We start from the raw sequence: 26,994 nt of genomic DNA, 5'->3' as shown, positions 1-26,994 counted from the left end.
AGCCAAGTGGACACTCGCCCTCGTGTTTTGGGTGGTGATGGTATGTTTAAGCCAAAACTCCGGCTTCTCGAAAAACTGCCCTAAGGCTCACCAAATACAGAGTCAGCAAGATGATAACGTGAATTTGTCATCATCTTGCGACCTTTCAGAGAAGCTAGTTCAAGCGTACCAACACCAGTTTGATCATATTCTTATTCCATTTTTTCTGTTTGCTTTGATTGTGGCGCTGCCGATGGCATCCACAGCAATTCGTTATCTGGAATACACAGAACCGATACGGGAAAAGTATCGGGTTCACCTAAAACTTTGCGTGTTTAGAGAATAAACCCAGCAAGGCGAGAAACCCGCTCGCCTGACTTTTGTACGTATTTTATTCACTTCACATAACAAACAACGAAATCTAAAAGTTTTAGGAAATATTATGACATTCACTCGTACACTTTTGGCGTTAACGATGGCTATCGTACCTGCCGTATCTTTCGCATCAGAAAAGACCTCAGAACAAAAGCTAGAGGAAATTACTCAGATACTAAAAGAGAACCCTCAAATTCTTGATTCATTGCACCAAAACCTGCAAGAGTACATTGCGTATCAACAGTCATTTGGCGACACCTTGAAGGAGGTTCGTCAATATCTAAATGATGGCAAACATTCCTCTTTTGGAGCTGAAACCCCAGAGTTAACCATTATTAACGTAACGGACTACAGTTGCCCTTTTTGTAAACGTTTAGAAGGCGAACTGGTCAAAGTTGGTAAGGAATATCCGCAGATAAAAGTGCTTAACCTCAATGTTTCTTTTAAAGAACAATACGAGAAAAACGGCTACAACTCGGCAAGTTACGCATTAAATGTTTGGCAAAACCAGCGAGATAAGTACGAACAAGTGCATGCGTTATTGGTAAAAAAACCGGGCGCACATGATGCACGTTCGTTAAAACAGATCGCGAAGAAAACGGGGACAGAAGCGCAGCTTGTCGACGACAAAGAGACCAAAGCGCTGCTTGATAAAAACTATCAGTATTTCACACAACTTGGTTTACGCGGCACGCCCGCGTTAATCATTAATGATCAAATCATTCCTGGTTATGTGCCGTTTGACGAGCTAGAAAAAGTCATCGACCAAGAACTGGCGAACTAAAACAATAGAGCCCTTCCCTGATAACTCAAGGAAGGGCTTTTTATTTACCGACATAAATAGCGTTTAGTTACTTATCACGTCCTACAAACGCCACGACGACTTTGTCATTGCCAAGCGAGCGAGAGAAAACGTACGCGCCTTCCTGTTCAATCACTCGATGCTGACCTGCGCCAATGGCAGGGTGTGCTTGACGAAACTGACCCAGGGTTTGCCAGTGCTTCAGCAAAGCTTGTTTGTCATCAGATAGCTTCCAAACCATGTCTGAACGTGTGCCTTGGTGGAAATCATCCGCATAAGGGCCAATGTTACGGCCTACTTCATCGCCATAATAAACCTGAACCGCTCCTGGGCTAAGGAGCAATGCGTTCGCGGCGTTACGTTGCATACCGTAATCTTTAAAACGTGAGAAAAACAACTCCGTATCGTGAGAAGACATGTAACTGACTGGGTTGAAGTCTTTCTCGTTCGCGATAGTGTCCGCATAGCTTTGGTAAGTGTCTGCCATTTGGCTAAAGCACGCCGCGCCTTTGTCTAGCTTCTTCTGCATATCGAAGTTGATCAACGCGTCAAAACCATCATCGAAATAAGGGCTGCGATACGCGGTGTGTCCCCAGACTTCGCCCATCATCCAGAACGGCTGACCTGATTTGCCATTTTCTTTACGCCACTGTTCTAGGCTGTTCGATGCTTCTTCTTTTAGACGCTTCCAAACTTCACCTTCGACGTGTTTCACCGTATCGACGCGATAGCCATCAATGCCAAAGCGTTTCACCCAGTCAGTTTGCCACTCAATCAAGTAATCCGAGACGGTGTAATTGTCACGAGCTTCTACGCGAGTGCCAGGGTTATTCAACAACCATTGCGGCGGCGTGACTGCTTTATTGGATTCAGTAATGAAATCTGGCAAGCCAGCAAGAGACATCGTAATGTCGCTACTGCCCGGAGCTGGGTAACCTGGCAAGCCGGTTCTTACCCAATCGCCGCCCCACCATTTAGCCCAGTTCGGACTCTGATAATCAATATTCTGGTGATAGCTATGCCAATTTTCACCCGCTTTTGGTTGCCAGTCGCCCCATTTCTTGGGCAGATCGGCATTAGGCTTTAACACATCGATACCATCGAACTGTAGATCCGCCAATGTTGAGTAACCAGAATGGTTGATAACCGCATCCATCAAGACTTTGAGGCCACGTTTGTGCGCCTCTTCCACCAGCGTTTTCAAATCTTCTTCGTTACCGAAGTTCTCATCAATCTTGGTGAAATCGCGCGTCCAGTAGCCGTGGTAAGCATAAAACGGGAATGAGCCACTATCGCCACCACCGACAAAGCCGTGCACTTGTTCAACGATTGGCGACAACCAAATCGCGTCTGTACCTAGGCTCTTAATGTAATCCAGTTTCTCAATCACGCCTTTAAGGTCACCGCCGTGGAAAGTACCGATCTCTTCTTTGCCGTCTTTTTTGCGACCATAGCTGTTGTCGTTACTTGCGTCTGCGTTGTTGAAACGGTCAACCATCACGAAGTAAATGTTCGCGTTTCGGTAATCAAATAGCACCGCTTCTTTGGTTTTCTGTACAGGCTCTAAAAGCACTAGGCCGCCAGAGTCTTTGCTTGGCGTCAGCGATACTTGCTGATCTTTTACTTCGACCATTTGACCAGAATAGGCATCACGCAACTTGGTACCATCTGGGAAACTATCACCTAACGCAATGGTGACTTCTCCGCCTTGGTAAACCTCACATTGCACTTGTGGGATTGGGCGTTTAAATTCAGTTTTGGCGGCTTTCTTAGGTTCACGCTTAAAACGCAGTGTTTTGGCTTCCGCATCAAAAGCAAAAGAGTAATCGCCGGTAAAGCGGATTTTTAACGGCAGTTCCGTTGGTTTTCCGCAGTTCAGCGCAAGAGGTTTGTTGAACTTCACTTTCTGACCATCGGGTGCAACGCAATCACCTTCAACGCCCGTGATTTTAAGCGTGTATCCGTCTTTGGTTAGAGGCACAACCAAAGGCTGCTCTGCACTTAGCGGGAAGTCACGGCTGTTGGTCGTGGTAGAAATGGTGATGTTAGGCTCGGCGATGGCACCTGCCGACGCAAGCAGTAAAGTAGTGGTAATCAGGTTCAGTTTCATCGTTCAGTCCATTGGCAGCACATGGTAACCATGCACATTTATTAGTTTTATTCACACTAATTGTGCCTAGATAAGAAACTGAACACATCATTCTAATTGCCTACGCCCCAAAGGTTGTGACGCTTCACATTTTATTGATATAGGGGCGTAGTTCTATTTAAGCGCAATGGATTGAGGGAGTTAAAGTTGCACGCTGCCAAGATTGCTCATTTGGTTCATCGCCCATCTTGTGCGGCGAGCAGTGTAATCACTTTGTGGGTAGACTTTGATTCGATATGGGTTTGGCAACACCACGGCTAAACGCGCTGCTTGCCACTTCGAGAGTTGCTTTGCACTGACACCAAAATAATTCTGCGCCGCCGCTTCTGCACCGTAAATACCGGGACCAAATTCAATCACATTTAGATACACTTCGAGAATGCGCTCTTTACTCCACATCAGCTCCATCAGCAAAGCAAAGTAAAGCTCGTAAGCCTTGCGAGCGTAGGAGTGAGAAGGAAACAAAAACACATTTTTCGCGGCTTGTTGGGTAATCGTGCTCGCGCCTCTCGACGGGCCATTGTCACCTGCCTCGGCAATCACGTCGAATAGCGATTCGAAGTCCAATCCATAGTGATGAGGGAATTTTTGGTCTTCGGTCGCAATCACCGCTAACTGCATATTTTTTGAAATACGTGACAAGGGTACCCATTCGTGTTGGCTGCTGTCTGGATAGTTCTTTGGTGGCACAACAATGCGGCTTAACTTCCATCCCCATATTGGCGGATCGACATATTTCACCACACCAACCAAAACGACTGGGGCGATCAGCAATATCAACACCATTTTAAATAGAAATGACTTAAGCCTTTTCAACATGTGTAGTTCCCCAATGCATTAGCGATTGATGATAAACAAACCAGCGAGCTTGCCTGATTCAATCAGGAACAACAAGTTTTTGAGGTAAAAAATAGGTCAAAAAAAGCCCGATTTACAATGTAAAACGGGCTTAGAATTTGATTAGACTGAATTATTTATTCAGCTTGTAGAACACGGTTGAAAGTGGAGGCAAACGAAGCTCAAGTGATTGAGGCAGTGATTCACTTTCGACTTTTTCCGTTTTCACACTAGTCAGCACTTTAAAATCGCTGCCGCCGTATTTGCTGTCGTCCGTGTTCAGCAGCAGTTCGTATTGACCTGCATTTGGAACACCTAAACGGAAACGCTCGTGTGGTACGGGCGTAAAGTTGGTGATGATGAGAATACGCTCACCCTCTTTACTGATACGCTCGTGCGCTAGGATGCTTGCATCTGCCTCGTCTTGTAGACGCCACTCAAAACCAGCAGGAACACAATCTTGATCGTGCATCGCCGCTTCATTGCGGTACAAGTGGTTCAAATCGCGCATCAGCTTTTGAACGCCTTGATGACGTTCGTATTCCAGCAAGAACCATTGCAACTGATCATCGTGGTTCCACTCCGCCGTTTGGCCGATTTCCGCGCCCATGAAGTTCAGCTTTTTGCCCGGTTGACCATACATGTAACCGTAGTATGCACGTAGGTTTGCGGTTTGCTGCCATTCATCGCCCGGCATCTTGTTGTGAATAGAACCTTTGCCGTACACCACCTCGTCGTGAGAGAGAGACAAGACGTAGTTCTCGCTATGCGCATAAACTAGCGGGAATGTGATGGTATTGTGGTGGTATTTGCGGTGAACAGGATCTTCTTTGATGTATGAAAGACTGTCGTGCATCCACCCCATATTCCACTTGAAGCCAAAGCCTAACCCACCCATAAAGGTTGGCGCAGACACACCCGGAAACGCCGTTGACTCTTCCGCAATCGTCATCGCATTCGGGAAGTGCTTGTACACTTCTTCGTTCATCCACTTTAAGGTTGCGATTGCGTCGTAGTTTTCGTTACCACCGTCGACGTTCGGTACCCACTGATCGTGACTACGTGAATAATCGAGATAGAGCATCGATGCGACTGCGTCCACGCGAATGCCATCAATATGGAATTGTTCAAACCAATACAGCGCATTCGATACAAGGAAGCGACGCACATGCTCACGGCCTAAATCATAGATGTATGAGTTCCAATCTTGGTGCCAACCGCGACGCGGATCCGGGTCGTGGAACAGCGGTGTGCCGTCAAAGTTTGCTAAACCGTGGTCATCCGATGGGAAGTGCGCCGGAACCCAATCCAGCACCACACCGATACCAGCTTGGTGACATGTATCCACGAAGAATTTGAAATCATCAGGTGAGCCAAAACGGCTGGTTGGCGCAAACAAGCCAACGGGTTGATAGCCCCATGAACCGTAGAATGGATGCTCAGACACAGGCATCAGCTCAACGTGGGTGTAGCCCATATCCACAAGGTATGGCACCAACTGCTCCGCGAGTTCGCGGTAGTTGAGGAAATCGCCTTTCTCGTTGCGCTTCCATGACCCAGCATGCAGCTCATAAAACGATAACGCTTCATCACGCTTTTGTGTCACTGCGCGATTTTGCCATTTCGCATCTTGCCATTGGTAACGCTTGTGATCGTAAGTAATGGATGCGAACGATGGGTACTGCTCAGAGTAAAAACCCCAAGGGTCTTGTTTGTGTGGCAGCCCTTCCCCATTTGGCCCTTTGAGCTCAAATTTGTACTGAACGCCTTCTTCTAAGCCAGGAATGAACAAGCCCCAAATGCCATAATCTAAACGTTGCATTGGGTGACGACGACCGTCCCATTGGTTGAAGCAACCCACAAGGCTAACAGCCGATGCATGCGGTGCGTAGACAAGGAAGCGAACACCGGAGATGTTTTCACCGCCACGTTCTAGCGTGACAAAGTGTGCGCCCATATAGTGATACATGTCTTTGGGCGTATGCAGATGCTCGTACTCTTGGTAAATATTGTGGTACTGGTACGGGTCATCAATAATTTGTTCAACACCATTCCAATCGACCGCCAAACGGTAGTGGGTCAGGTGTAAATCGCGTTGCTCTTTTAAGATGAAACCGCTGTCGCCATCACGCTCAAGCGCCACGCGAGGTTCGCCATTAACAAGCAGTTCAACCTTGTTTGCGCCCGGCATCCACACTCGCAGCGATCCTTCGCCATCATCAATGAATGGCCCCAACGCCGAAAATGGGTCTGAGTAAGCCGCCTCAGCAAGCAGTTCATATGCGCGTTCGTGTTGTTTCTTTATTTTCTTGGTTTTGGTGGTTTTCAAATCTTTCTCCCTAGAGCCAATATCCTTTTCAAGACCAGAAATCTGAATCAAACATCGGTTTCTCCACAGCCAACGTTGTGAACTCACAAAAGACTTCGCTTAAAACATGTATGCATCAAGCGATGTCAAAAACAAAAAATGCCCGCTATTGTCGCGGGCATAATAACGGTACTTCATCCTAACGGATTGTGTTTTCGGAATGAGTGACCTAGACGGAACTTTCGTACCTCTGAGCTAACAAAATTGGTAATCCGCTCATTCATCTACGTCACTCTACGCATCTTATTTGCTCGCCTGTGCGCGAACTTCAGTGAGGCGTTTAGAAATGCGATTCACATCTTCACGGCTGAAGATTTCATCTAGGTTCATAGACAATTTACGACGCCAGTTTGGATACTCATCCACCGTGCCAGGAATGTTGACCGGTTGATCCATTTCTAGCCAGTCTTCAAGCTGAACGCTAAGCAATGCAGAGTCACCCGCTGCTACGTGCAGTTGCAGCGCTTCGCTTAGGTACGAGTCCATCGGTACGTACTGAGCATCATGACCAATGCCTTCTGGCAAATAGCCGTGCCAACGAACGCTGTCTAAGATGCCTTGCTTGCACTTCAAGCGATCAGCAAATAAGCCTTCCAACTGTTTTTCATCTGGGTAAAGGCCAATCTCACGACCCATTTTCAAATCATCGCAGTGCCAGAAACCACGCAGGGTTGGCATGTCATGCGTACACAGTGCCGCCATCGATTGCTCTGCGTAGTGCTTCGGAGAAATGAACCCACCGTCTTCTTTCGAAGTTTCGAAGAAGAATACTTTGTATGAGTGCACACCTGCATCGCGTAGGATATCGACGATTTCATCTGGCACAGTACCCAAGTCTTCACCAATCACAGAGCACTGATGACGGTGCGACTCAAGCGCTAGGATTGCGAGCATATCTTCCACTGGGTAGTACAAGTAAGCGCCTTCTGTCGCTTTCTCGCCTTTTGGAATCCACCAAAGGCGAAGCAGGCCAAGTACGTGGTCGATACGCAGTGCACCACAGTGCTTCATGTTGGCACGTAACAACTTGATGTACGCGTCGTAACCCGTCGCTTCTAAAACTTGAGGGTTAAGCGGTGGCAGACCCCAGTTTTGACCCAGAGGACCAAGTACATCCGGCGGCGCACCGATGCTGGCGTCTAACACTAAGTTACCGTCGTCGGCCCAAGTTTCACTACCTGAGTCGGCAACACCGACAGCAAGGTCACGGTACAAGCCCACAGCCATGCCTTTTTCTTCTGCCAGTGACTGCGCTTCTTTGATTTGATCGTCTGCGATCCACTGTAGGTACATGTACAAGTGAACGCGGTCTTGATTGTCTTTGATGTATTTCTGAGTGCCGGCTGCGTCGAATGTGCGGTATTTCTCAGGGAATACAGGCCAACCCCACATGTTTGAATCTTCTGCGTGTAAATCCGCATGAAGCGCATCGAATGCAGCTTGGTGTAACAAGCTATCGCCGCCTTTTTCTACAAAATCCAAGAATGCACGAGCGCGGTCGGTGTTTTTGTCTAAATGGCGAGCTTTAAACTCACTAAACAGCAGCGGAAGAACGCTCATTTTCAGTTGCGAAACTTCTGTGTAGTTCACCCAATGAGAATCACGTGCTTTTTGTAGACGCTGTTGAAACTCTGCACTGCCAACACGTTGCTGAGCTTCAGCACTCAGTGCGAATTCAGGTACAGAACTTACGTCGATGTACATGATATTCAACCAACGACGAGAAGACGGGCTGTATGGGCTCGCGCCTTCTGGGTTCGCTGGGAACAGTGAGTGAATCGGGTTCAAACCAATGAAGTCACCGCCACGAGAAGCGATATCGCTCACCAACTGTTTTAGGTCACCAAAATCACCGATACCCCAGTTGTGCTGAGTACGCAATGTGTAAAGCTGGATACTAGGACCCCATAGCTTTTTATGTTGGTTTAGATCGTCTTGTTTGAAACACGCTTTCGGCGTGATGATCAATGACATCTCGTAAGGCGTTTTACGACGCTTACGGCTGACAATCAATTTGTGATAACCCCAAGCCAAGTTCTTTGGCAATGCAAACACTAGAGGGCCACCCTCAGCACGCTCATCACGAACAATTTGGGACTGAAGATAGCCTTCAAGTACCTCTCCTTGTTCTGTTTCTAAACGCCAGCTGAATTCACTCTCACGAGCACTCGTACCTAGGTTTAGTTCCACTTCGACTGGTTCGCCGTCGCGTAAAACAAGAACAGGGGCTAGTACGTCTTTTTTATGTTTCTTTTCAGCAGAAGCCAATAGTTTTTCATCGCTGCTAGTATCGTAGCCAAGCGAAGCGAGCAAGCGGCGTAGCGTCTCCTCAGACACTTTTGCCTCATCTCCCCAAGCACTGACATAGCTATCAGCCAATCTCGCCATTTCCGCGACTTTCTTTAATGCTGTTTGTTCTTTCATCGCTTTCTCCGAAGGTAATACCAACACCTTCCATGTAGGGTTTTATTGTTATCAATAACTTCTTTTGGAAAATGACCAAAGGTAGCGCTTGGCTACCTTGGTCTTAACTCTGTTCTATTAACGGTGAACCGCTTTTAGTTTCCAGATGTTGTTCACATAGTCGCGAATTGAGCGATCTGAGGTGAACTTGCCGACAAGGGCGGTATTGAGAATGGCTTTCTTCGCCCAGCCAGCTTGGTCTTTGTATTGTTCGCTCATGTCTTCGTGCGCTTTCACGTAAGATGCGAAGTCCGCAAGACATAAGTACGGGTCACCACCATCTAGTAGGCTGTCGTACGTTGCACGCAGTAAGCCTGGTTGACCTGGAGTGAATTCTTCACCCAGTAGTAGGTCCATAGACGCTTTGAGTAGGTGATCCGCATTGTAGTAATCAAATGGGTTGTAACCTTGAGCTTTCAGCGCTTTCACACCTTCAACGTCTAGACCGAAGATGTAGATGTTCTCATCGCCTACTTCTTCACGAATCTCAACGTTAGCACCATCCATCGTACCGATCGTTAGGGCACCGTTAAGCGCCATCTTCATGTTACCAGTACCTGATGCTTCTTTACCCGCAAGTGAAATTTGTTGTGATACGTCCGCCGCAGGAATAATAATTTCAGCCATACTCACGCGGTAATCAGGAATGAAGACCACTTTCAGCTTGTTGCCGATGCGAGGGTCGTTGTTCACTTTCTCAGCAATCTTGTTAATAGCGAAAATGATTTCTTTCGCTAGGTGGTAACCCGGTGCCGCTTTCGCTGCGAAGAACACAACGCGAGGCACACATTCGAAGCCTGGTTCGTTAATAATGCGATGGTACAGAGACAGTACGTGTAGAAGGTCTAAGTGCTGGCGCTTGTACTCGTGCAGACGCTTGATTTGAACATCGAAGATCGCATTAGTATCGAGTTCGATACCCATGTTCTCTTTCACCCAGTTAGCTAGGCGTTCTTTGTTCTCTTTCTTCACTGCCATGAATTCTTTCTGGAATTTCTCGTCAGTGGCGTACTTAGCAATGCCTTCTAGTTGCTCTAGTTTCGCTGGCCATTCTGGGCCGACTTTCTCTGTGATTAGCTTAGAAAGACCTGGGTTACAGAACTTCAACCAACGACGTGGCGTAATACCGTTCGTTACGTTGTGTAAACGTGTTGGGTACATTTCGTGGAACTCTGGGAATAGGTCTTTCTTAACCAATTCAGAGTGAAGTGCCGCTACACCGTTTACTGCGTAAGAGCCAATTACACATAGGTTTGCCATGCGAACCATGCGGTGGAAACCTTCTTCGATGATAGAAAGCTTCTGTTGTTTCGCGACATCACCCGGCCACATTGCACGTACGTCTTGTAGGAAGCGGTGGTTGATCTCGTAAATGATCTCCATGTGACGTGGTAGTAGGTGCTGAATTAGCGACTCAGGCCATGTCTCTAGTGCTTCTGGAAGTAGTGTGTGGTTCGTGTACGCGAATGTTTGAGAGCTGATCTCCCAAGCCGCTTCCCAAGTTAGACCTTTTTCGTCCATCAGGATGCGCATTAGCTCAGGAATCGCAATCGTTGGGTGCGTATCGTTAAGCTGAATAGTCTCTTGCTTCGGTAGATCCGCTAGCGAGTAGCCAGCTGCTTCGTGGCGACGTAGGATGTCACGTACAGACGCAGCTGAGTGGAAGTACTGTTGCATTAGACGAAGTGTTTTACCTTTCTCGTGGTTGTCATTCGGGTAAAGCACTTTAGTGATGTTGCCTGCGTCGATCAGTGCGTGCTGCGCTTCGAAGTAGTCACCGTTGTTAAAACTTGCTAGCGAGAACGGTGCAATTGCCTGACATTCCCAAAGACGTAGCGGGTAAACCGTGTCTGATTCGTAACCTACGATTGGTAGATCCCAAGGCATTGCTCTTACAGACATGCCAGGAACCCATTTGCGAACTTCTTTACCGTTCTCGTTAACCACTTCAACGTGACCGTAGAAACCGATCTCTTGTGCAAGTTCTGGACGAGCAATTTCCCAAGGGTAGCCTTCTACACCACGCCATGCGTCAGGTGCTTCTTGCTGGCGACCATCTTTGAAAGACTGTTTGAACAAACCGTATTCGTAGTGCAAGCCGTAACCGACGGTTGGGAATTCTTGTGCCGCACATGAATCCATGAAACATGCCGCTAGACGACCAAGACCACCGTTACCCAATGATGGGTCACGTTCTTCTTCTAGCAGGTCAGTTAGGTTGTAACCCAGTTCAGCCATTGCTTCTGTTACTTGTTCGTACAGACCCATGCTGATTAGGTTGTTACCCGTCAAACGACCGATAAGGAACTCTAGAGAAAGGTAGTTAACGCTCTTCGCACTTTTAATGCGTGGATCTTCTTCAGTAGCAAGCAAATCTAAAGTAGTGAACTCAGCCAGTGCATGACCCATTGCTAGGTACCAAGCGCGGCTGTCTGCGTTTTCAATCGTGTGAGCGTAAGTTACAGATAGGTGTTTCTTTACGCTTTCTTGGAACGACTTCTTGTCAAATTGTTTTTGTTGAGTAGGTTTCATTACGAAATTCTCACGTCTTTTGGTAATTCATCTGCCATACATCGTGCATTTACCTCTGTGAATAAACATCCTCCTAATTCTCCTCCTTTGAAGGAGGAGGGCTGAGGGCGTAGAGGGGGTACCATTGCTAGGTTAGTGATCCAAATCTCAACAAAGTGAGCTTTGCTCCAGTTCTTAGTGATTTTGATCACAATGGAATATGAGAAAGGTTAAAACCCGTTCATGACGCTTTTTATAGCCCACTCATCTGATGATGTGAAAATTGTAATATTGGTCACATTAACTTGGTTAACATGGAAAGATTTTTCATAATCGATGTGCAACGCGATCTTAACGCTAACGACACAAACGATATTTAAGTGACAAGAATCACAAATAAAGGGCGTAGTTGATGGTAAATCCATCAACCCTTGAGAATTAGGAAGTGGATCAAAGTAACGGACATTTCTGATGTCGTAACATCCCACACGGCTCACAGGATTGTACGCTTTTTATACAAACTAGAATTAGGCGGTGTGAGTTATTTCTAGTTTTCGCTAGCTTTTATATCTAAGTGACCGTATGGAATGCTTTTTCAGACGGATGCAAGCCCCAACAAGAGGCGACATCAACCAGCATTCAAACAGTTTTTGATGCCGGTGAAATCATTCAGTAAGACGAAGCTTTCGAGGGGGCCTTACTGAAATGATCATGTCGCAATCACTTGGGTATACATAAATAAGGACATAATTACTAATGTGGATTCCATCTAAGCTTACTCGACCAGGACGCCTGCACAATGCCATCGTGCGCCCACGAGTGTTGGACTTACTACAGCAAGCGCCTTACTACAAATTGGTTTTATTCCGCTCCCCAGCAGGTTACGGAAAAACCACCATGGCAGCGCAGTGGCTATCCGATAAACCAAACGTCGGTTGGTACAGCATTGATGACAGCGATAACGACGGCTTTCGTTTTGTGAACTACCTGCTTCAAGCATTAAACAAAGCCACCAACTTCAGTTGCTCTAACGCACAAAAACTGGCGGAAAAACGCCAGATCTCTTCTCTACGTTCTTTATTCAGCGAAGTATTCGCGGAAATGGCTGATTTTCATCAAGAGTGCTACGTGGTGCTGGATGACTATCACTTGATTACCAACGATGAAATCCATGAATCCATGCGTTTCTTCTTAAAACACATGCCAGACAACCTCACCGTTGTGGTAACAAGTCGTGCAGCGCCGCCTCTGGGTACTGCAAACTTACGTGTTCGTGATTTAATGATCGAAATCGGCAACGAGATGTTGGCGTTCGATACCGAAGAAACGACTCGCTTCTTTAATCAGCGTATTGCCGATGGCATCGACGAAGACATGGCAAACAGCCTCAGAACCTATGTGGAAGGTTGGCCATCGGCGATGCAGTTGATCGCGTTGCAAGCGCAACATCAAAACCGTACATTGGCACAAACCGTAGAGTCGGTATCGCAGTTCAATCACGCGCATTTGTGGGATTACCTGGTCGAAGAAGTATTTGACCTACTCGATCACGAAACTCGTCATTTCTTGATGCAAGTTTCCGTGCTTGACCACTTCAATGATGAGTTGGTGTTTGCCCTCACCCAACGCGAAGATGCGCTTGGTTTGATCGAATCATTAAACCGCTACGGCTTATTCATCTACCCACTCGAAGGGGAGCAAAACTGGTTCCGATTCCATAACTTATTTGGCGAGTTTTTGTCTCATGAGCGCCAAGCGCGTATTCCTCAGCAAGAAAAAGATCTCCACCGCAATGCAGCTGTTGCCTGGTTACAACAAAAAGCACCGCACCAAGCGATTCACCATGCACAAAAGTCGAACGATAAAGACTTGGTGGTAGAAATTCTAAACGAATTCGGCTGGAAGATGTTTAACCAAGGCGAGCTCAGCACACTGGAAAGCTCAATTAATAAGTTGGATGCTGAGCTTCTGTTCAGCCACCCAAAACTTACGATGCTCCGAGCTTGGTTGGCTCAAAGTCAGCACCGTTATAACCAAGTAGGCCACCTGCTTGAAGAAGCGGAAGAAGAGCATAAAAAGCGTAACATTGAGTTAGATATTCATTATCAAGGTCAAGCAAACGCGCTGCTTGCTCAAGTGGCTATAAACAGCAACCAGCCAGAGAAAGCACTCGAATTAGCGGAGCTAGCACTTAGCCAACTTGATAACACGATTTACCGTAGCCGCATTGTGGCAACTTCGGTTGTTGGCGAAGTTAACCACGTGCTAGGTAAACTCGACCGCGCGTTACCGATGATGCAACAAACCGAGAAACTGGCTCGTCAGTACCAAGTTTACCACCAAGCGTTATGGGCGATTTTACAACAAAGCGAGATTTTGATTGCGCAAGGTTACGTACAAGCCGCCTTTGAGCTGCAAGATTCCGCATTCCGCCTGATTGAAGATCAGCAACTTCAACATGTTCCTCTGCACGAGTTTTTGCTGCGTATTCGAGCGCAAGTGCTTTGGTGCTGGAACCGACTTGATGAAGCAGAAGAATGTGCCTACCGAGGTCTGCAAATTCTCGAAAACCATTCGCCAAGTAAGCACTTACACAGCTACTCGATGCTGGCGCGTATTGCGGTTGGCCGTGGCGAGCTAGACAAAGCCGGTAAATTCATTGAGCACATTCAACATTTGATGAAGCAGTCGACTTACCACGTAGATTGGACAGCAAACGCTTCACTATCGTTGATCCTATTTTGGCAAGCGCGCGGTAACACCGATGCAATGCAAGAATGGCTCAACACTGCGGTTCGTCCTGAATCGGCATGCAACCACTTTTCACAATTGCAATGGCGTAACATTGCACGCGCACACATCAACTTAGGTCAATATACCGAAGCGCGCGCAGCATTGGATTTCCTCCAAAGTGAAGCTCGTCGAACCAACCTGATCACAGATACTAATCGCAACTTAGTGGTCGAAGCGGTGTTTGCTGCTCGTCAAAAAGACGAAGAGCAAGCAAAAGCTTTGCTAAAAGAAGCGTTAGTGATGACAAACCAGACGGGGATGGTAGGTAATTTCCTCATTGATGGCGCCACCATTGGCGGGCTACTGGAGAAGTTAAGCCTCCGCCATGAGTTAGGCGATCTAGAACGTCACCGCGCTCAACAATTGATGAAGGATATTTCCTCCAATCAGCGCAGCCGCTCTATTCACTTTGATGAAGACTTCATTGAGAAGCTGGTAAACCACCCTAACGTACCGGAACTAGTTCGCACAAGCCCACTGACTCAACGTGAGTGGCAGGTGCTTGGTTTGATTTATTCTGGTTTCAGTAATGAGCAAATCGCGCAAGAGCTTGATGTGGCAGGCACCACGATTAAAACCCACATTCGCAACTTGTACCAAAAGCTCAATATCGCCAATCGTAAAGAGGCCATTGTGACAGCTGAAAATTTACTCCAGTTGATGGGGTACTGATCAGCTCAAGAAAACAGATTAAAACCTAAAGTGAAATACAAGGGGTTGGCGTGATGCGTCAGCCCGTTTTTATGAGTCTAGAACGAGGGAAGTGCAATTTGCAAAGCACGTAAGTAACGTTGTTCATATAAAAAAATAGCCAACCGCAATAATCGCGATTGGCTTATATTTAGTGTGAACAAATTGTATTCACTAACAACGTCAGTTGGCTAGGTGACCCTCGGCTTAAGAAGGGTCGAGCAGTATTATGCATTAATCATGCCAAAATGCAAATACTTATTTTTGGGCACAGGATCTCATATAAAGTGAATTTGTCTATATAAAATATAGCAAAACGCAAATCCAATTATCAAATTGCATTTGCATAATGCAACAGGCGTAGCCATTGATAGTACAGTTAATCATCTCAATAATGTAAGCCAAATATTAAGATATCGTTGTATTTGAATCACCTCATAACCTGTAACAAAAATAAGCAATTGCTTGGATATAAAACCCAGTAGCTACAGCACTATTTCATACTTTTTTCGTCGCAATGTTTGTATACTCTGTGCCATCGAAACGACTTAGCATTAGAGCAATGAACTACTTAATTACTTTCTTCAAAGGAATCGCCATGGGCGCAGCAGATGTTGTTCCTGGCGTATCAGGCGGCACCATCGCGTTTATCACCGGCATTTACGATACGCTGCTTGAGAGCATTCGACGCATTAACCCATCACTTTTCTCTATTTGGCGAAAAAAAGGGGTTAAAGCCGCCTTTAATCACATCAACGGTTTCTTCCTTATCGCTCTGTTTGCCGGTATTTTCACCAGCATTGCTACGCTAGCAAAGTTGATCACTTGGCTTCTTGACACACACCCCATCCCACTTTGGTCATTTTTCTTTGGTCTGATTTTGGTCTCGGTCTATCACATTATTCGTCAGGTTGAACAACGTGATCTTATCCGCTTTGTGACTCTACTTGTTGGTGTCGGGTTTGCTTACAGCATCACCGTGCTTAAACCTCTGCACATGGAACCAACGGCCATTAACACATTGTTCGCTGGTGCTATCGCGATTTGCGCGATGATCTTACCGGGCATCTCTGGCAGTTTTATCTTGTTATTGATTGGGATGTATGCGCCAGTATTAGCCGCCGTGAAAGGCTTCCAAGTCGATACATTAGCGCTGTTTTTGTCAGGTTGTGTGATTGGTTTGCTGTCCTTTTCGCATCTATTGTCGTGGTTACTACGCAAGTTCCGCGATTTCACTCTGATGTTTTTGACTGGATTAATGATTGGTACGTTGCCAAAGATTTGGCCTTGGAAAGAAACCATCACTTGGCGCACCAATTCAAAGGGTGAGCAAGTGCCCTTGCTACAGCACAACCTATCACCATTTGAATTTGAACACGTGACGTCACAACCTTCTCAGTTAGTGCTTGCCGTTGTGATGATGCTTGCTGCCATTGCGCTGGTTTTGAGCCTCGAAAAATTTGCAGATTCAGACAAGTAACTGCGGTATCAAATCAATACGGAATCAACAAACAAGAACGGAGCCAATTGGCTCCGTTTTTGTTTGTTGGCTAAGAGAAAATCATCGCAATTGAAAATCTTTATGGGTTTGATTCAACCCCCCCCCCCCCTACACCGCGCGGTTATTTTGAACTCTGTCATCGAGGCACAACGCACAATTTATCTAGGCCACGAGTTGGAGAATGACGCTTCTGTGCTACGATGCAGGTAATGTTAAGTGATAAATGCTGAACCTTAATGAAAGTGTTACAAATCGCCGCTGTTTCAGCCGCACTGGTTGCGGGATTTTATGCCCCGACGTTACTAAAAAGCTTTTCTTCATCCACTCCGATCAAATCGATAGATGAGTATTGCTTTCTCTCTACTGCCTCGTGCGTTCAAGAGAATGTTACGATGACGCTCAACGCAGATACTGCTCAACCCTTGGTCCCTACTACTCTGAATGTTGAGTGGCGCACAAGCGATGCTGAGCAACTCGTCCTAAGCCTTTCAGGAAGAGAAATGGAGATGGGAGAACCCAAGTTTTTACTGAAGCAAGTCGCTCCCGGTCGATATCAAGGTGACATCATTCTGCCGGTTTGCACTCAAGACGCCATGACCTGGGTTGGTGAACTCAGTGATGGAGAGAGTACCGTTTACCCTGCTATAAAAATGCAAAGATAAGGAATCGTTATGAGCCGCAATTGGTCCCTATTTCTCGTAGTTGCTTTCGCCCTCGGGTTTGGCGTAAAGAGCTATTTAGATAATCAGAAAACGAAGCCAGAGCAAGTGGATAGTTCCACCTCTCAACAAATGGTATTGTTTGGGGAAAATAACCAAGCCGTCAATATCTTCGATGTGAATGACCCTCGCATTCGAGTCGTCTATTTTGGTTTTACTCGCTGCCCAGATGTTTGCCCAACTTCGCTTGCTATGCTGGCAGGAGCCCTAAATCAGATCGATGAAGCGCAAAAAGCGCAACTGCGCCCAATGTTCATTTCTTTAGATCCAGAGCGTGATGAGGCCGATGCCTCGGCGAAATATGCCCATTACTTCCATCCAATGATTGAAGGCCTATCGGCACCGCTTGATGTAACCACACCTTTGGCACACAACTATGGTGTTATTTTCCGCAAAACCGAATTGGAAGGCTCGGAGCTCAAATACACGCTTGATCACAGCTCTTACTTTTACTTCTTGAAGCCGGATGGCACGTTAATCACCAAGGTACCGCATACACTCTCGCCGGCACCGATTGTTGAAGCCATTTCAAAACTGACGACTGAAGGCTCCTCAAATGACAGTTAAGTCAGTGCTGAAACAGTTTTTCAGTTTCCTAACTCAAACCAACCCCAATGTCGAACAAGACGTCGATACGATCATTGACGCCATTGGGGGGATAGAAAACCTGCTAGAAACTGGAGCATGCGCGACTCGGCTGCGTCTTACCCTTAGAACGACGTCCATCATCGATAAAAATGCACTCAAAAATCATGGCGCGCATGGCGTCGTGATACTGGATGAGCGTCATGTCCAAATCATATACGGCTTAAAAGCCAACACGTATTCGCAGATAATGGAAGAGCGCATCAACAAACAAAGCTAATATTTTCGCAGTATAGCTACCCTCTAAGAAAAAGGGCGGCTATACTCTCTTGGCTTAATTAATTCACTTATTTATTAACCAACGAAGAGGACACATGATGATTGTATTGAATAGCACTAACTGGGCATCGCAAGGGTAACCCTAACCGCACCAATTGCGTGGCATAGCCACAACTCCCCTTCTCTGCCCGGTCTTCACCGGGGTCAACTCTATCCGAATTAGACCCTAATGCGATTTGTATTAAGGCGCTTTTTTGCGTCTGGGATAATTCAACAATGAATCAAACACATACTTTTTGTGACACATTAATTTCAACTTCAAACCCACTAAAACGATTGGGTTGGAAACCATTTTTTCAGCAACAACTGACACTAGACGATTACGACGACACTATCTTTGCACGTGTGATTGCGCATCACCGAAGTGGTTACCTATTGGCGACAGAAACGGGGCAAGTCTACCTCAATGCCCACCACTCTCTACCCAATATGACCGTCGGAGACTGGGTTATCTTAAATGACGATCAGCAATTTGTTCGCTTACTGGATCGCTTGAGCCTCTTTAGCCGCAAAGCAGCAGGCAGCAAAGTGGCAGAGCAGCTCATCGCCGCAAATGTGGATACCGTTTTTATCGTCTGTTCCCTTAACGACGACTTCAATTTAAGTCGTATTGAACGCTATCTCGCCTTGGCTCATGAAGCCGAAGTCGAACCCGTCATCGTGCTTTCCAAAGCCGATTTGTGTGGCAACATTGATGAACTAAAAAGCCAAGTACAGAAGCTCGACCCTCTATTAGTCATAGAGACAGTCAACGGCTTAGAAACAGAGAGTGCTTCTAAACTCATGAGCTGGTGCGAAGAAGGACAAACCGTCGCTTTTATCGGTTCTTCAGGCGTTGGCAAATCAACTCTTGTGAATGCATTACTCGGGCAGCAAGAACAGGCGACTGGGCATATTCGTGAAGACGATAGCAAAGGGCGACATACAACCACATCGCGCTCTATCCATCTATTACCTGATGGCGGCATCTTGATTGATACTCCGGGAATGCGCGAGCTTCAACTAGCAGACTGCGAAGTGGGCGTCAGTGAGGCATTTTCTGACATTGAGGTTCTCGCTCAGCGTTGTCGCTTTGGTGATTGCCAGCATCAAACTGAGCCGGGTTGCGCAGTTCAAGCTGCGATTGAAAATGGCAAACTGGAGGTTCGTCGTTTCAATAACTATCAAAAACTATTGCGAGAACAAGCCTTTAACGGCGCGACTTTGGCAGAACAACGAGCTCAAAGTCGACAGTTCGGGAAACTCACTCGAAATGCCATGAGTGATAAGCGCAGGCGCCAACAAAGTTACTGATTTGTTACGTTTGAGTTGTCAATAAAATCAAAGGAGACGAAAGTCTCCTTTTTAACAACTTTATTAAAAACCATTACTCATAACTAATGATAATTTTCAACATAAAAATCTTATTTAAATAACATTGAGCAAACATTTAATCCAAAAACAAACTAAAACTAGACACAAAATATTACCAAGCTAAGATATGTGATATTCAGCAAGAAAATGGCTGAATTTATAAAAACAGGATAATTGATAATCATGTGTCTTAGTGACCAGAAGCAATGCTCACCCCTTGCAATACAAGGGCATTATCGCCGTGTAATGATGGACTATTGCCCTGCTCGCTCTGCCATAAAATTGCAGGAATGATGTATGCAACACAACAGCCTCGTTGCCCGATTTGCTCGTGGTAACCTCGTCGTCCAGATCCTTGTCGGTATTGTCTTTGGTATTTTGCTCGCCACAATTTCCCCAAGCCATGCCGAAAGTGCAGGATTAATTGGTAGCCTTTTTGTTGGTGCTCTTAAAGCGATCGCGCCAATCCTTGTGTTTATTTTGGTTGCCGCTTCAATTGCAAACCAAAAGAAAAACCAGCACACGTACATGCGTCCAATCGTTGTACTGTACCTGATGGGTACGTTCTTCGCGGCGCTATCAGCAGTGGTTCTAAGCTTCCTTTTCCCGACCAATTTAACGCTTGTCACCGGCGCTGAAGGTGCAACGCCGCCTCAAGGTATTGCTGAAATTCTGCGCACACTGTTGTTTAAACTGGTCGACAACCCAGTAAATGCACTAGTAGAAGCAAACTACATCGGCATTCTTGCTTGGGGTGTGGGTCTGGGTCTTGCGCTACACCACGCATCTGCAACAACGAAAGCCGTGTTTGAAGATCTTAGCCACAGCGTGTCTCACATTGTTCGCTTTATCATTCGTCTTGCACCATTTGGTATCTTTGGTCTGGTTGCTTCAACGTTCGCAACAACAGGCTTTAGCGCACTAGCAAGCTACGCACACCTTCTGGCTGTTCTTCTTGGCGCTATGATGATCATCGCACTCGTTGTAAACCCGGCGATCGTGTTCGTTAAAACTAAGCAAAACCCTTACCCACTTGTATTCCGTTGCCTACGTGAAAGTGGTGTAACCGCGTTTTTCACTCGTTCAAGTGCGGCGAATATCCCAGTAAACATGGCACTATGTGAGAAGCTAAAACTGGACGAAGATACATACTCAGTATCTATCCCTCTAGGTGCGACCATTAACATGGCTGGTGCTGCAATCACTATCACAACGCTAACGCTTGCAGCTGTGCACACTATGGGTATTGAAGTTGATCTACTGACTGCACTACTGCTAAGTATTGTGGCTGCGGTTTCTGCATGTGGCGCATCAGGTGTTGCAGGTGGCTCGCTACTACTTATCCCACTTGCGTGTGGTCTGTTTGGTATCTCAAACGACGTAGCAATGCAGGTTGTAGCGGTTGGCTTCATCATCGGCGTGATTCAAGACTCTGCTGAAACTGCACTAAACAGTTCAACAGATGTTGTCTTCACAGCAGCAGTTTGTAAATCAGAACAGCAAAAAGCTCAGTAAGACTGACAGAATAAATAGAAAGGGGAGCCGATGATGGCTCCCCTTTTTTATATACTAATTATTTGCGCTCAATTACGCGGTGGCCAGAGCCACCTCTTCAATTGAGAAATGCTTACTTGGCTCAACAAACTCTTGCTGTGCCGCGATAGTTTGCAGCTCCCACTCCCCTGCATGGTAAGTGGCGCTTAATACCCCGTAGCACGCGTCATGGCAGTGTTGGAAAGCTTGCTTAGGAGACCACCCCTTCAATAATCCAGCGGTGAAGATAGCCGAGATAAGATCACCCACACCCACAGGCTGTTTGGCAAACTCAAACTGAGGACGCTTCGCTAAGTAAATGCCTTCTTGCGTTGCCAGTAACATGTTGAAGCTGCCATTCTCTAGGCAGTAAAGGTGCTTCACTAGCACTATTTTTGGACCTTTCGCTAGTGCACGTTGGCATGCGGTGATCGCATCGTCTAGTGAGTGGATTTCCATCTCTGAAAATTGGCTTAGCTCGAACTGGTTAGGCACGATCACGTCCGCCATTGGCATCAAACGAGTCAGAAGATTTTCAGCAATACCCGGAGCTACAATGCAGCCTTTGTCTGGCGCGCCCATCACAGGGTCGCAAACATAAAGTGCCTTCGGGTTCGCTTGCTTCACCTTCGTCACGGTTTCTTCAACAGCAAGGCACTGCTCTGCGCTGCCTTGGTAGCCCGTCAACACCGCTTGGCACTTTTCCAATGCACCGATGTTACTAAGACCACAAACTAATTCGCTAATGTCTTCAGCCGCAAACGCTCGCCCAGTCCAACCTTCTTGATACTGCGTGTGGTTAGAAAATTGAACGGTATGAATCGGCCATACTTCGAAGCCCATGCGTTGCATTGGGAAAACGGCACTGCTGTTACCAGCATGACCAAAAGAAACATGAGATTGTATAGAGAGGATACCTTGCATAGTACCTTACCTCTTATTGTTGTTATCGATAGTTCAAAGACAGCGGCAAGCGCCAGTTTTGCGAAACCAGTAGTGTATCCGACAAACCAAGATTCTCTAACTCAATTCTCGTTAACTTCTTCAGAGTAAGTTGGAGCGCTGGTTTTCAACACCATCTTCTTGATTTCCATTTTGTCTTTATTCAGTGCGATTTCTAGGGTATCTCCTTCCCTTATCCCGAGTTGAGTCAGGATTACGCTTGGAATGACTACGGCGGTATCGTCACCGATTTTAACAGGTTGACTTATCATCTTTCGTCCTCCAAATGTCGAAAATGAGTTTTCACATCATTGGATATTTATTCCCAAGAGCCTTGTTCTGACTTGGGCTTGGCATAAGCGCCTAAAAACAAAGAGCCTTCCACACCGCGTTTGGGAAGGCTCTTTCATTATTATTTTTTAATTTGCTAAAGGCTCATGCTTGGCAGCAATCAGACCGTAAGCACTCCAGCCTAGGAAGGTGACGATTGAGCCCCACATCATCGCTTCGTAGCCAGAACCATATAGCGCGTAGAAGCTGTATAGGGAACCAATCAGAGCGATAATGTTGGTGGTTTTCATCTCGCGCTCTGGCACGTGCGCCACTTGCTGCATGATGAAAATTGCGCCCATACATAGGATGTAAGGAATTACGTTCGTTACTACCGCTAGGTTAACCAGCGCTTCGAACTGCTCGTTCAGCGTTGGAGAAATAGTCATTAAAGACAGCACCGATTGGATAACCGTGATGGCCACCATACCTTTGATTGGCGTACCACGTTTGTCCACTTGAGAGAACAATTTAGGGAAGAAGCCCGCATCAGAAGATGATTTGAACACTGACGCGATAGTGAACTGCCAACCTAATAGAGAACCCGCACAAGCCAATACCGCCATACCAGCAACCGCTTTACCTGCTGCTGAGCCAAGCATCACAGACCATACGGTTGAGAATGGCGCGGTAGAAGCGGCAAGCTCAGAGTTTGCAACGATACCAGAACAGATGTTTGTCGATACAATGTAAACCACCGCAGCAATCAACGTACCGCCCAATACTGCGATTGGTACGTTCTTCTCTGGGTTTTCTACTGCTTCAGAGTTCGCACAAGCCGATTCAAGACCAAGAAACGCCCATAGTGTCATGGCAATAGAAGCGCTCACAGCTTCACCAAATGGCAGGTGGTGTGGGTTCCAAGCTTCGATGTACATGGTTGGGTTAAACCAGAACCAACCAACAATACCTAGCGAACATACCGGTAGGATCACACCCCATACCGTGAAGGTGCCGATTTGACCTGTAATTTTCGCACCACCGAAGTTAGCGAAAGTACAAATCCAAAGAATGGCGATGGTGTACAAACAGGTTTCGACCGGAGATAGGGTCACTTCAAAAAATGCGGAGCCGTAACCCACACAGGTAATCGCTATCGCAATATTCGCAATAAGGAGCGACAAACCGTAAGTCCAGCCCGCCATAAACGCACCCGATTTACCGAATGCGTAAGACGCGTAACCGTTCATACCGCCGTCACGTTTACTAAAGCGACCACATTTTGCAAACACATAAGCCAACGCCAAAGAGCCCGCTGCCGTGATCAGCCAAGATAACACAGAAATGGTGCCCACTTGCGCCAGTTTACTTGGCAGCATAATGATACCGGAGCCAGCCATGTTGATGAACGTCAAAATGGTTAACTGCACCACCGACATTTTTTTAGTTTCAGTACTCATAAATTATTCTCCACGAATAAGCGGTTCGCACCGACGCCGGAGCGTGGTGCGAACGGGTAGATTAATCTTTTAGGACATAGCAATGTGCGGTAGTGCGACCGTCGACATCTTCAAGGTACACACCTTGAATTTCTGGCGCGAAGCCTGGGAATCGGTTGATGCCTTCTTCTAGAGATAAGAAGTAATCCACCACCTGTTGAGTCCAGATTTCACCAGTGATCACACAGATAATGCCTGGAGGGTAAGGCAGTGCACCTTCGGCGGCTACGCGGCCGACGGCCTCTTTAAGTGGTAGGTAATCGCATTCACCGCGGAAGTATTTACGTGTTGCCACGTCTGGTTTGTGAACCATTTGTGGGAAGTATTCACTGCGGAACATCGCTTTTTGTAGCTGTTTCACGTTCAGCTCTTTGTACATGTCATGCATTTCCTGACATAGCTGACGGATGGTGTAACCACGGTAGCGCTCTTTGTTCGCTTCGTAGACGCCTGGTAGCACGATACTGAGAGGTGCATCATCACGAATGAATTTTTCAAATCGGTTGATTTGCGCGACAAGGTGACGGATCTTACCCATATCTTCAGCAGGAGTGAGTAGGAACAAGATGGAGTTCAAGTCACACTTCTCAGGGATGATGCCGTTTTCTCGAAGGAAGTTCGCCAATAGCGTTGCCGGAATACCGAAATCTGCGTAGCTGCCGTCTTCTGCAATACCTGCCGTGGTTAGCAACAATTTACATGGGTCAACAAAGTATTGACCTTCGCCATAACCTTCAAACTTGTGCCAGTTTGCATCTGGCTCGAACATGAAGAACTTCTTGTTGGTCGCGATCACATCAGTGTCGTAGCTGCCCCAAGGTTGACCTTCAATTTCATTTGGAATGAACGGACGAATTAACTCACAACTTTTGAGAATTTCTTTACGCGCTTCGATACCTGTCTTAACTGCGTCGCTCCATAAACGTAAGCCTGCTTCACCATCGTGGATCTTCGCGTTCACATCCAATGCAGCAAACAACGCATAGAAAGGAGATGTCGATGCGTGCATCATAAACGCGTTGTTAAAGCGTTTGTGATTGCAGTAACGAGCTTGGCCTTTGATATGGCGGTCTTTTTTGTGGATTTGCGACGTTTGAGAGAAGCCAGCTTGTTGCTTGTGAACAGACTGAGTCACGATCACACCCGCATCATCTGGTTTCAGATCCAGTAGCAGTGGCGAACAGTCTTTCATCATAGGGATGAACTGCTCATAGCCTACCCATGCCGAGTCAAACAAGATGTAGTCACAAAGGTGGCCGATCTTATCCATGACGTAACGAGCGTTATAAATTGTACCGTCGTAAGTCCCCAACTGGATGATGGCCAGGCGGAACGGACGTTCATCTCGTGCACGCTCTGGAGATACTTTCGCGATTTGAGCACGAATATACTCTTCATCGAAACAGTGCTCATCCATACCACCAATGAAGCCCCAAGGGTTACGCGCCGTTTCTAGATAAACTGGCATACCACCCGCTTGGATTAACGCGCCGTGGTGATTCGACTTGTGGTTATTGCGGTCGAACAATACCAAATCACCTTCAGTTACTAGCGCATTACACACCACTTTATTTGAAGCAGAAGTACCGTTAAGTACGAAGTAAGTTTTGTCAGCGTTAAATACTTTTGCAGCGTGTGCTTGCGCTTGGTGTGCAGAACCTTCGTGGATCAGTAAGTCACCTAAGTCCACGTCCGCGTTACACAAGTCGCTACGGAATAGGTTTTCGCCAAAGAAATCGTAGAATTGTTTACCAGCAGGGTGTTTTTTGAAGAACTGACCACCTTGGTGCCCTGGACAGTCAAACGCCGAGTTACCCATCTCAACGTAGTGCGTTAATTGCTTGAAGAAAGGAGGGAGCAGACGACACTCATATTTAGTCACGGCTTCATTAATTTGACGGCAGTAGTAATCGATAGATTGTCTTTCTAAATCAATAACCCCCGTTAACCAAACGTAATCTTCTGCCGAAACTGGAGTTTCATCGGTCACTAAGAAAACAGGAATTCCGTACCCTGTTTCCGAAATCATTCTGTGCAGACCCGCTTTAATGTCTGCTGACGTAATAATAGCTGCACCAACGTCGGTTAATTCAACTTGTTCTAAAGGCAGCAAGTGACGATTAAATTGTTCATCTAAAGATTCAGCTAATAAGCTAAAGTCTTCAGGCATGTAATTACTAACACCTATAATTAAACGTTTCATTTGAAATATCTCTTTTTTGTTCTTTAAAAATGACAAGGACAGATATTACAAACGAAATATTTATTTAAAATTCAGATTACAAATTTCGTGATTAAATTTTCATATTTAAAAGACTTATTTTATCGAATTAAAATTTAGAGACTTTCATCACTTTCCAGTTTCTATCTCAATGATATTGAAACGCACCTAAAAGGAAAGAACCTTCAATAATTATGTGACAACGCCCATTATTAAAAAGAAGGTTATTATAAGAAAATAAAGTTTTGAGATTTCCATCACTATATAATAAGTTAAATTATATTATTGCAGTTTAAAACACTCCACTTTTAACCAAATTTAAACACATAATAAAAGAGCCATCAACACATGTATTGATGGCTCTTTACTTTGGATATAAAGAAAAAACAACTTAATTGAATAAATGACTATCTAGCTTGACTCCACCATTCGACCATTGCTGATAACGCTTTACAGACATGCCTGACGAGTACATGGTATGTTTACAATCCATACACTCAACAAAATACAACCCACTCATTCCTGCCATAACGTGCAGCCTTCGGCTATCGCAGCGCTTGCAGGACAGGCGCTTTACTTTGGTGTTGACGTCAATACGCCGAGCAAAGTTTAACGTTTCGTGAGAGCATAAAGCGTCAACAGCACTATCTTTAAAAGGATGCTCACTAAGTAAATAATTAATGGCGTAATCGTACACCGGGGGGATTGAAGATTTTCCACTTTCAATATTACTTATCTTAGCAACGGAAACGCCTAATAAAGAAGCGAACTCAGCCTTACTGTACTCTAAGATAAATCTTGAAGAGATGAATTTATCTGCACTAATGATTCTCAACATACACAAATCTCTAATAGAAATAAAAACAGAGCAAACTAATTCGCTCCATTTCTGCTGAAACATGTAATGAAAAAGTTACTTCCTAGTGTAATTCTGCATATTATCTATGCTATTTTATTTTGTATGTCATCTTGCGCCTAATTAATTATAAAATCAATAATCCATGCCTAAATATAAAAACACAATTTAAGATTTATAATACAATTTTTAATTTACATTATTAGATA

General features: G+C 45.9%; 19 protein-coding genes. 9 read left to right on the top strand and 10 right to left on the bottom strand.

Annotated elements, in window-relative coordinates:
• Positions 1-37 precede the first annotated feature (37 nt).
• Together MTR11_RS10390 and MTR11_RS10385 are read left to right on the top strand one after the other, a co-directional pair.
• The gene (locus tag MTR11_RS10390; RefSeq protein WP_319941535.1) at positions 38-325 is read left to right on the top strand and encodes a hypothetical protein; all 288 of its coding nucleotides are present in this window, start codon (positions 38-40) and stop codon (positions 323-325) included.
• A 96-nt stretch (positions 326-421) separates the two neighbouring features.
• Entirely contained in the window at positions 422-1,138 is a 717-nt protein-coding gene (locus MTR11_RS10385) for a DsbA family protein (RefSeq protein WP_015313645.1), read from the top strand.
• A 67-nt stretch (positions 1,139-1,205) separates the two neighbouring features.
• Here the strand turns inward: MTR11_RS10385 and MTR11_RS10380 are convergent, their stop codons facing one another.
• The 5 genes from MTR11_RS10380 to MTR11_RS10360 form a co-directional block, all read right to left on the bottom strand.
• Positions 1,206-3,266 carry an alpha-amylase gene (locus tag MTR11_RS10380; RefSeq protein WP_243327464.1) on the bottom strand — a complete coding sequence of 687 codons (2,061 nt, stop codon included), beginning with the start codon at positions 3,264-3,266 and terminating at the stop codon, positions 1,206-1,208.
• A gap of 180 nt (positions 3,267-3,446) precedes the next feature.
• Positions 3,447-4,124 (bottom strand): monofunctional biosynthetic peptidoglycan transglycosylase, encoded by a 678-nt coding sequence (mtgA, locus tag MTR11_RS10375; protein ID WP_006740807.1) that lies wholly within the window; start codon positions 4,122-4,124, stop codon positions 3,447-3,449.
• A 151-nt stretch (positions 4,125-4,275) separates the two neighbouring features.
• The gene (gene glgB / locus MTR11_RS10370; RefSeq protein WP_230198158.1) at positions 4,276-6,471 is read right to left on the bottom strand and encodes a 1,4-alpha-glucan branching protein GlgB; all 2,196 of its coding nucleotides are present in this window, start codon (positions 6,469-6,471) and stop codon (positions 4,276-4,278) included.
• Between the two features lie 282 nt (positions 6,472-6,753).
• Positions 6,754-8,934: a 4-alpha-glucanotransferase gene (gene malQ / locus MTR11_RS10365; protein ID WP_005396760.1), complete on the bottom strand. Its 2,181-nt coding sequence runs from the start codon at positions 8,932-8,934 to the stop codon at positions 6,754-6,756.
• 117 nt (positions 8,935-9,051) lie between these two features.
• The gene (locus MTR11_RS10360) at positions 9,052-11,505 is read right to left on the bottom strand and encodes a glycogen/starch/alpha-glucan phosphorylase (RefSeq protein WP_005396762.1); all 2,454 of its coding nucleotides are present in this window, start codon (positions 11,503-11,505) and stop codon (positions 9,052-9,054) included.
• 735 nt (positions 11,506-12,240) lie between these two features.
• On the opposite strand from MTR11_RS10360, the gene malT reads away from it, so the two are divergent.
• The 7 genes from malT to sstT all read left to right on the top strand — a co-directional run bounded on the left by malT (position 12,241) and on the right by sstT (position 20,979).
• Positions 12,241-14,949 carry an HTH-type transcriptional regulator MalT gene (malT, locus tag MTR11_RS10355; RefSeq protein ID WP_005396763.1) on the top strand — a complete coding sequence of 903 codons (2,709 nt, stop codon included), beginning with the start codon at positions 12,241-12,243 and terminating at the stop codon, positions 14,947-14,949.
• A gap of 580 nt (positions 14,950-15,529) precedes the next feature.
• Positions 15,530-16,447: a DUF368 domain-containing protein gene (locus tag MTR11_RS10350; RefSeq protein WP_041853110.1), complete on the top strand. Its 918-nt coding sequence runs from the start codon at positions 15,530-15,532 to the stop codon at positions 16,445-16,447.
• Between the two features lie 257 nt (positions 16,448-16,704).
• Entirely contained in the window at positions 16,705-17,130 is a 426-nt protein-coding gene (locus MTR11_RS10345; protein WP_237311412.1) for a hypothetical protein, read from the top strand.
• A 9-nt stretch (positions 17,131-17,139) separates the two neighbouring features.
• Positions 17,140-17,754, top strand: a complete 615-nt coding sequence (locus tag MTR11_RS10340) for an SCO family protein (RefSeq protein ID WP_243327463.1) — start codon at positions 17,140-17,142, stop codon at positions 17,752-17,754.
• A complete protein-coding gene (locus tag MTR11_RS10335; protein ID WP_046875700.1) occupies positions 17,744-18,052 on the top strand; it encodes a PTS transporter subunit EIIB in 309 nt (102 codons plus the stop codon). The genes MTR11_RS10340 and MTR11_RS10335 overlap by 11 nt, the downstream gene beginning before the upstream one ends.
• 275 nt (positions 18,053-18,327) lie before the next feature.
• Positions 18,328-19,404 (top strand): ribosome small subunit-dependent GTPase A, encoded by a 1,077-nt coding sequence (rsgA, locus tag MTR11_RS10330; RefSeq protein WP_243327462.1) that lies wholly within the window; start codon positions 18,328-18,330, stop codon positions 19,402-19,404.
• A gap of 357 nt (positions 19,405-19,761) precedes the next feature.
• Positions 19,762-20,979 (top strand): serine/threonine transporter SstT, encoded by a 1,218-nt coding sequence (gene sstT / locus MTR11_RS10325; protein WP_005396770.1) that lies wholly within the window; start codon positions 19,762-19,764, stop codon positions 20,977-20,979.
• Between the two features lie 72 nt (positions 20,980-21,051).
• On the opposite strand, the gene pdxY is transcribed toward sstT, so the two are convergent.
• The 5 genes from pdxY to MTR11_RS10300 all read right to left on the bottom strand — a co-directional run bounded on the left by pdxY (position 21,052) and on the right by MTR11_RS10300 (position 26,767).
• A complete protein-coding gene (pdxY, locus tag MTR11_RS10320; protein ID WP_161442662.1) occupies positions 21,052-21,921 on the bottom strand; it encodes a pyridoxal kinase PdxY in 870 nt (289 codons plus the stop codon).
• Positions 21,922-22,022: 101 nt separating this feature from the next.
• Positions 22,023-22,211 (bottom strand): AbrB/MazE/SpoVT family DNA-binding domain-containing protein, encoded by a 189-nt coding sequence (locus MTR11_RS10315; RefSeq protein ID WP_005396772.1) that lies wholly within the window; start codon positions 22,209-22,211, stop codon positions 22,023-22,025.
• Positions 22,212-22,358: 147 nt separating this feature from the next.
• Positions 22,359-23,669 (bottom strand): putrescine-ornithine antiporter, encoded by a 1,311-nt coding sequence (gene potE, locus MTR11_RS10310; RefSeq protein WP_005396773.1) that lies wholly within the window; start codon positions 23,667-23,669, stop codon positions 22,359-22,361.
• Positions 23,670-23,730: 61 nt separating this feature from the next.
• Positions 23,731-25,911, bottom strand: coding sequence for an ornithine decarboxylase SpeF (speF, locus tag MTR11_RS10305; protein WP_069528156.1), 2,181 nt, complete (start codon positions 25,909-25,911; stop codon positions 23,731-23,733).
• A 409-nt stretch (positions 25,912-26,320) separates the two neighbouring features.
• A complete protein-coding gene (locus MTR11_RS10300) occupies positions 26,321-26,767 on the bottom strand; it encodes a helix-turn-helix transcriptional regulator (RefSeq protein WP_031780583.1) in 447 nt (148 codons plus the stop codon).
• Positions 26,768-26,994: the final 227 nt, after the last annotated feature.

The sequence above is a fragment of the Vibrio sp. CCB-PB317 genome (assembly GCF_022808245.1).
GTDB lineage: Bacteria > Pseudomonadota > Gammaproteobacteria > Enterobacterales > Vibrionaceae > Vibrio > Vibrio diabolicus.
Note: the sequence above shows the minus strand (reverse complement) of the source record. Positions and strands in the feature narration are given on the sequence as shown.

Bases quoted from the DNA above. Each gene is read 5' to 3' on its own strand.
- MTR11_RS10390 (WP_319941535.1), top strand. From the start codon at position 38: ATGGTATGTTTAAGCCAAAACTCCGGCTTCTCGAAAAACTGCCCTAAG.
- MTR11_RS10385 (WP_015313645.1), top strand. From the start codon at position 422: ATGACATTCACTCGTACACTTTTGGCGTTAACGATGGCTATCGTACCT.
- MTR11_RS10380 (WP_243327464.1), bottom strand. From the start codon at position 3,266: ATGAAACTGAACCTGATTACCACTACTTTACTGCTTGCGTCGGCAGGT.
- mtgA (WP_006740807.1), bottom strand. From the start codon at position 4,124: ATGTTGAAAAGGCTTAAGTCATTTCTATTTAAAATGGTGTTGATATTG.
- malQ (WP_005396760.1), bottom strand. From the start codon at position 8,934: ATGAAAGAACAAACAGCATTAAAGAAAGTCGCGGAAATGGCGAGATTG.
- MTR11_RS10360 (WP_005396762.1), bottom strand. From the start codon at position 11,505: ATGAAACCTACTCAACAAAAACAATTTGACAAGAAGTCGTTCCAAGAA.
- malT (WP_005396763.1), top strand. From the start codon at position 12,241: ATGTGGATTCCATCTAAGCTTACTCGACCAGGACGCCTGCACAATGCC.
- MTR11_RS10350 (WP_041853110.1), top strand. From the start codon at position 15,530: ATGAACTACTTAATTACTTTCTTCAAAGGAATCGCCATGGGCGCAGCA.
- MTR11_RS10345 (WP_237311412.1), top strand. From the start codon at position 16,705: ATGAAAGTGTTACAAATCGCCGCTGTTTCAGCCGCACTGGTTGCGGGA.
- MTR11_RS10340 (WP_243327463.1), top strand. From the start codon at position 17,140: ATGAGCCGCAATTGGTCCCTATTTCTCGTAGTTGCTTTCGCCCTCGGG.
- MTR11_RS10335 (WP_046875700.1), top strand. From the start codon at position 17,744: ATGACAGTTAAGTCAGTGCTGAAACAGTTTTTCAGTTTCCTAACTCAA.
- rsgA (WP_243327462.1), top strand. From the start codon at position 18,328: ATGAATCAAACACATACTTTTTGTGACACATTAATTTCAACTTCAAAC.
- sstT (WP_005396770.1), top strand. From the start codon at position 19,762: ATGCAACACAACAGCCTCGTTGCCCGATTTGCTCGTGGTAACCTCGTC.
- pdxY (WP_161442662.1), bottom strand. From the start codon at position 21,921: ATGCAAGGTATCCTCTCTATACAATCTCATGTTTCTTTTGGTCATGCT.
- MTR11_RS10315 (WP_005396772.1), bottom strand. From the start codon at position 22,211: ATGATAAGTCAACCTGTTAAAATCGGTGACGATACCGCCGTAGTCATT.
- potE (WP_005396773.1), bottom strand. From the start codon at position 23,669: ATGAGTACTGAAACTAAAAAAATGTCGGTGGTGCAGTTAACCATTTTG.
- speF (WP_069528156.1), bottom strand. From the start codon at position 25,911: ATGAAACGTTTAATTATAGGTGTTAGTAATTACATGCCTGAAGACTTT.
- MTR11_RS10300 (WP_031780583.1), bottom strand. From the start codon at position 26,767: ATGTTGAGAATCATTAGTGCAGATAAATTCATCTCTTCAAGATTTATC.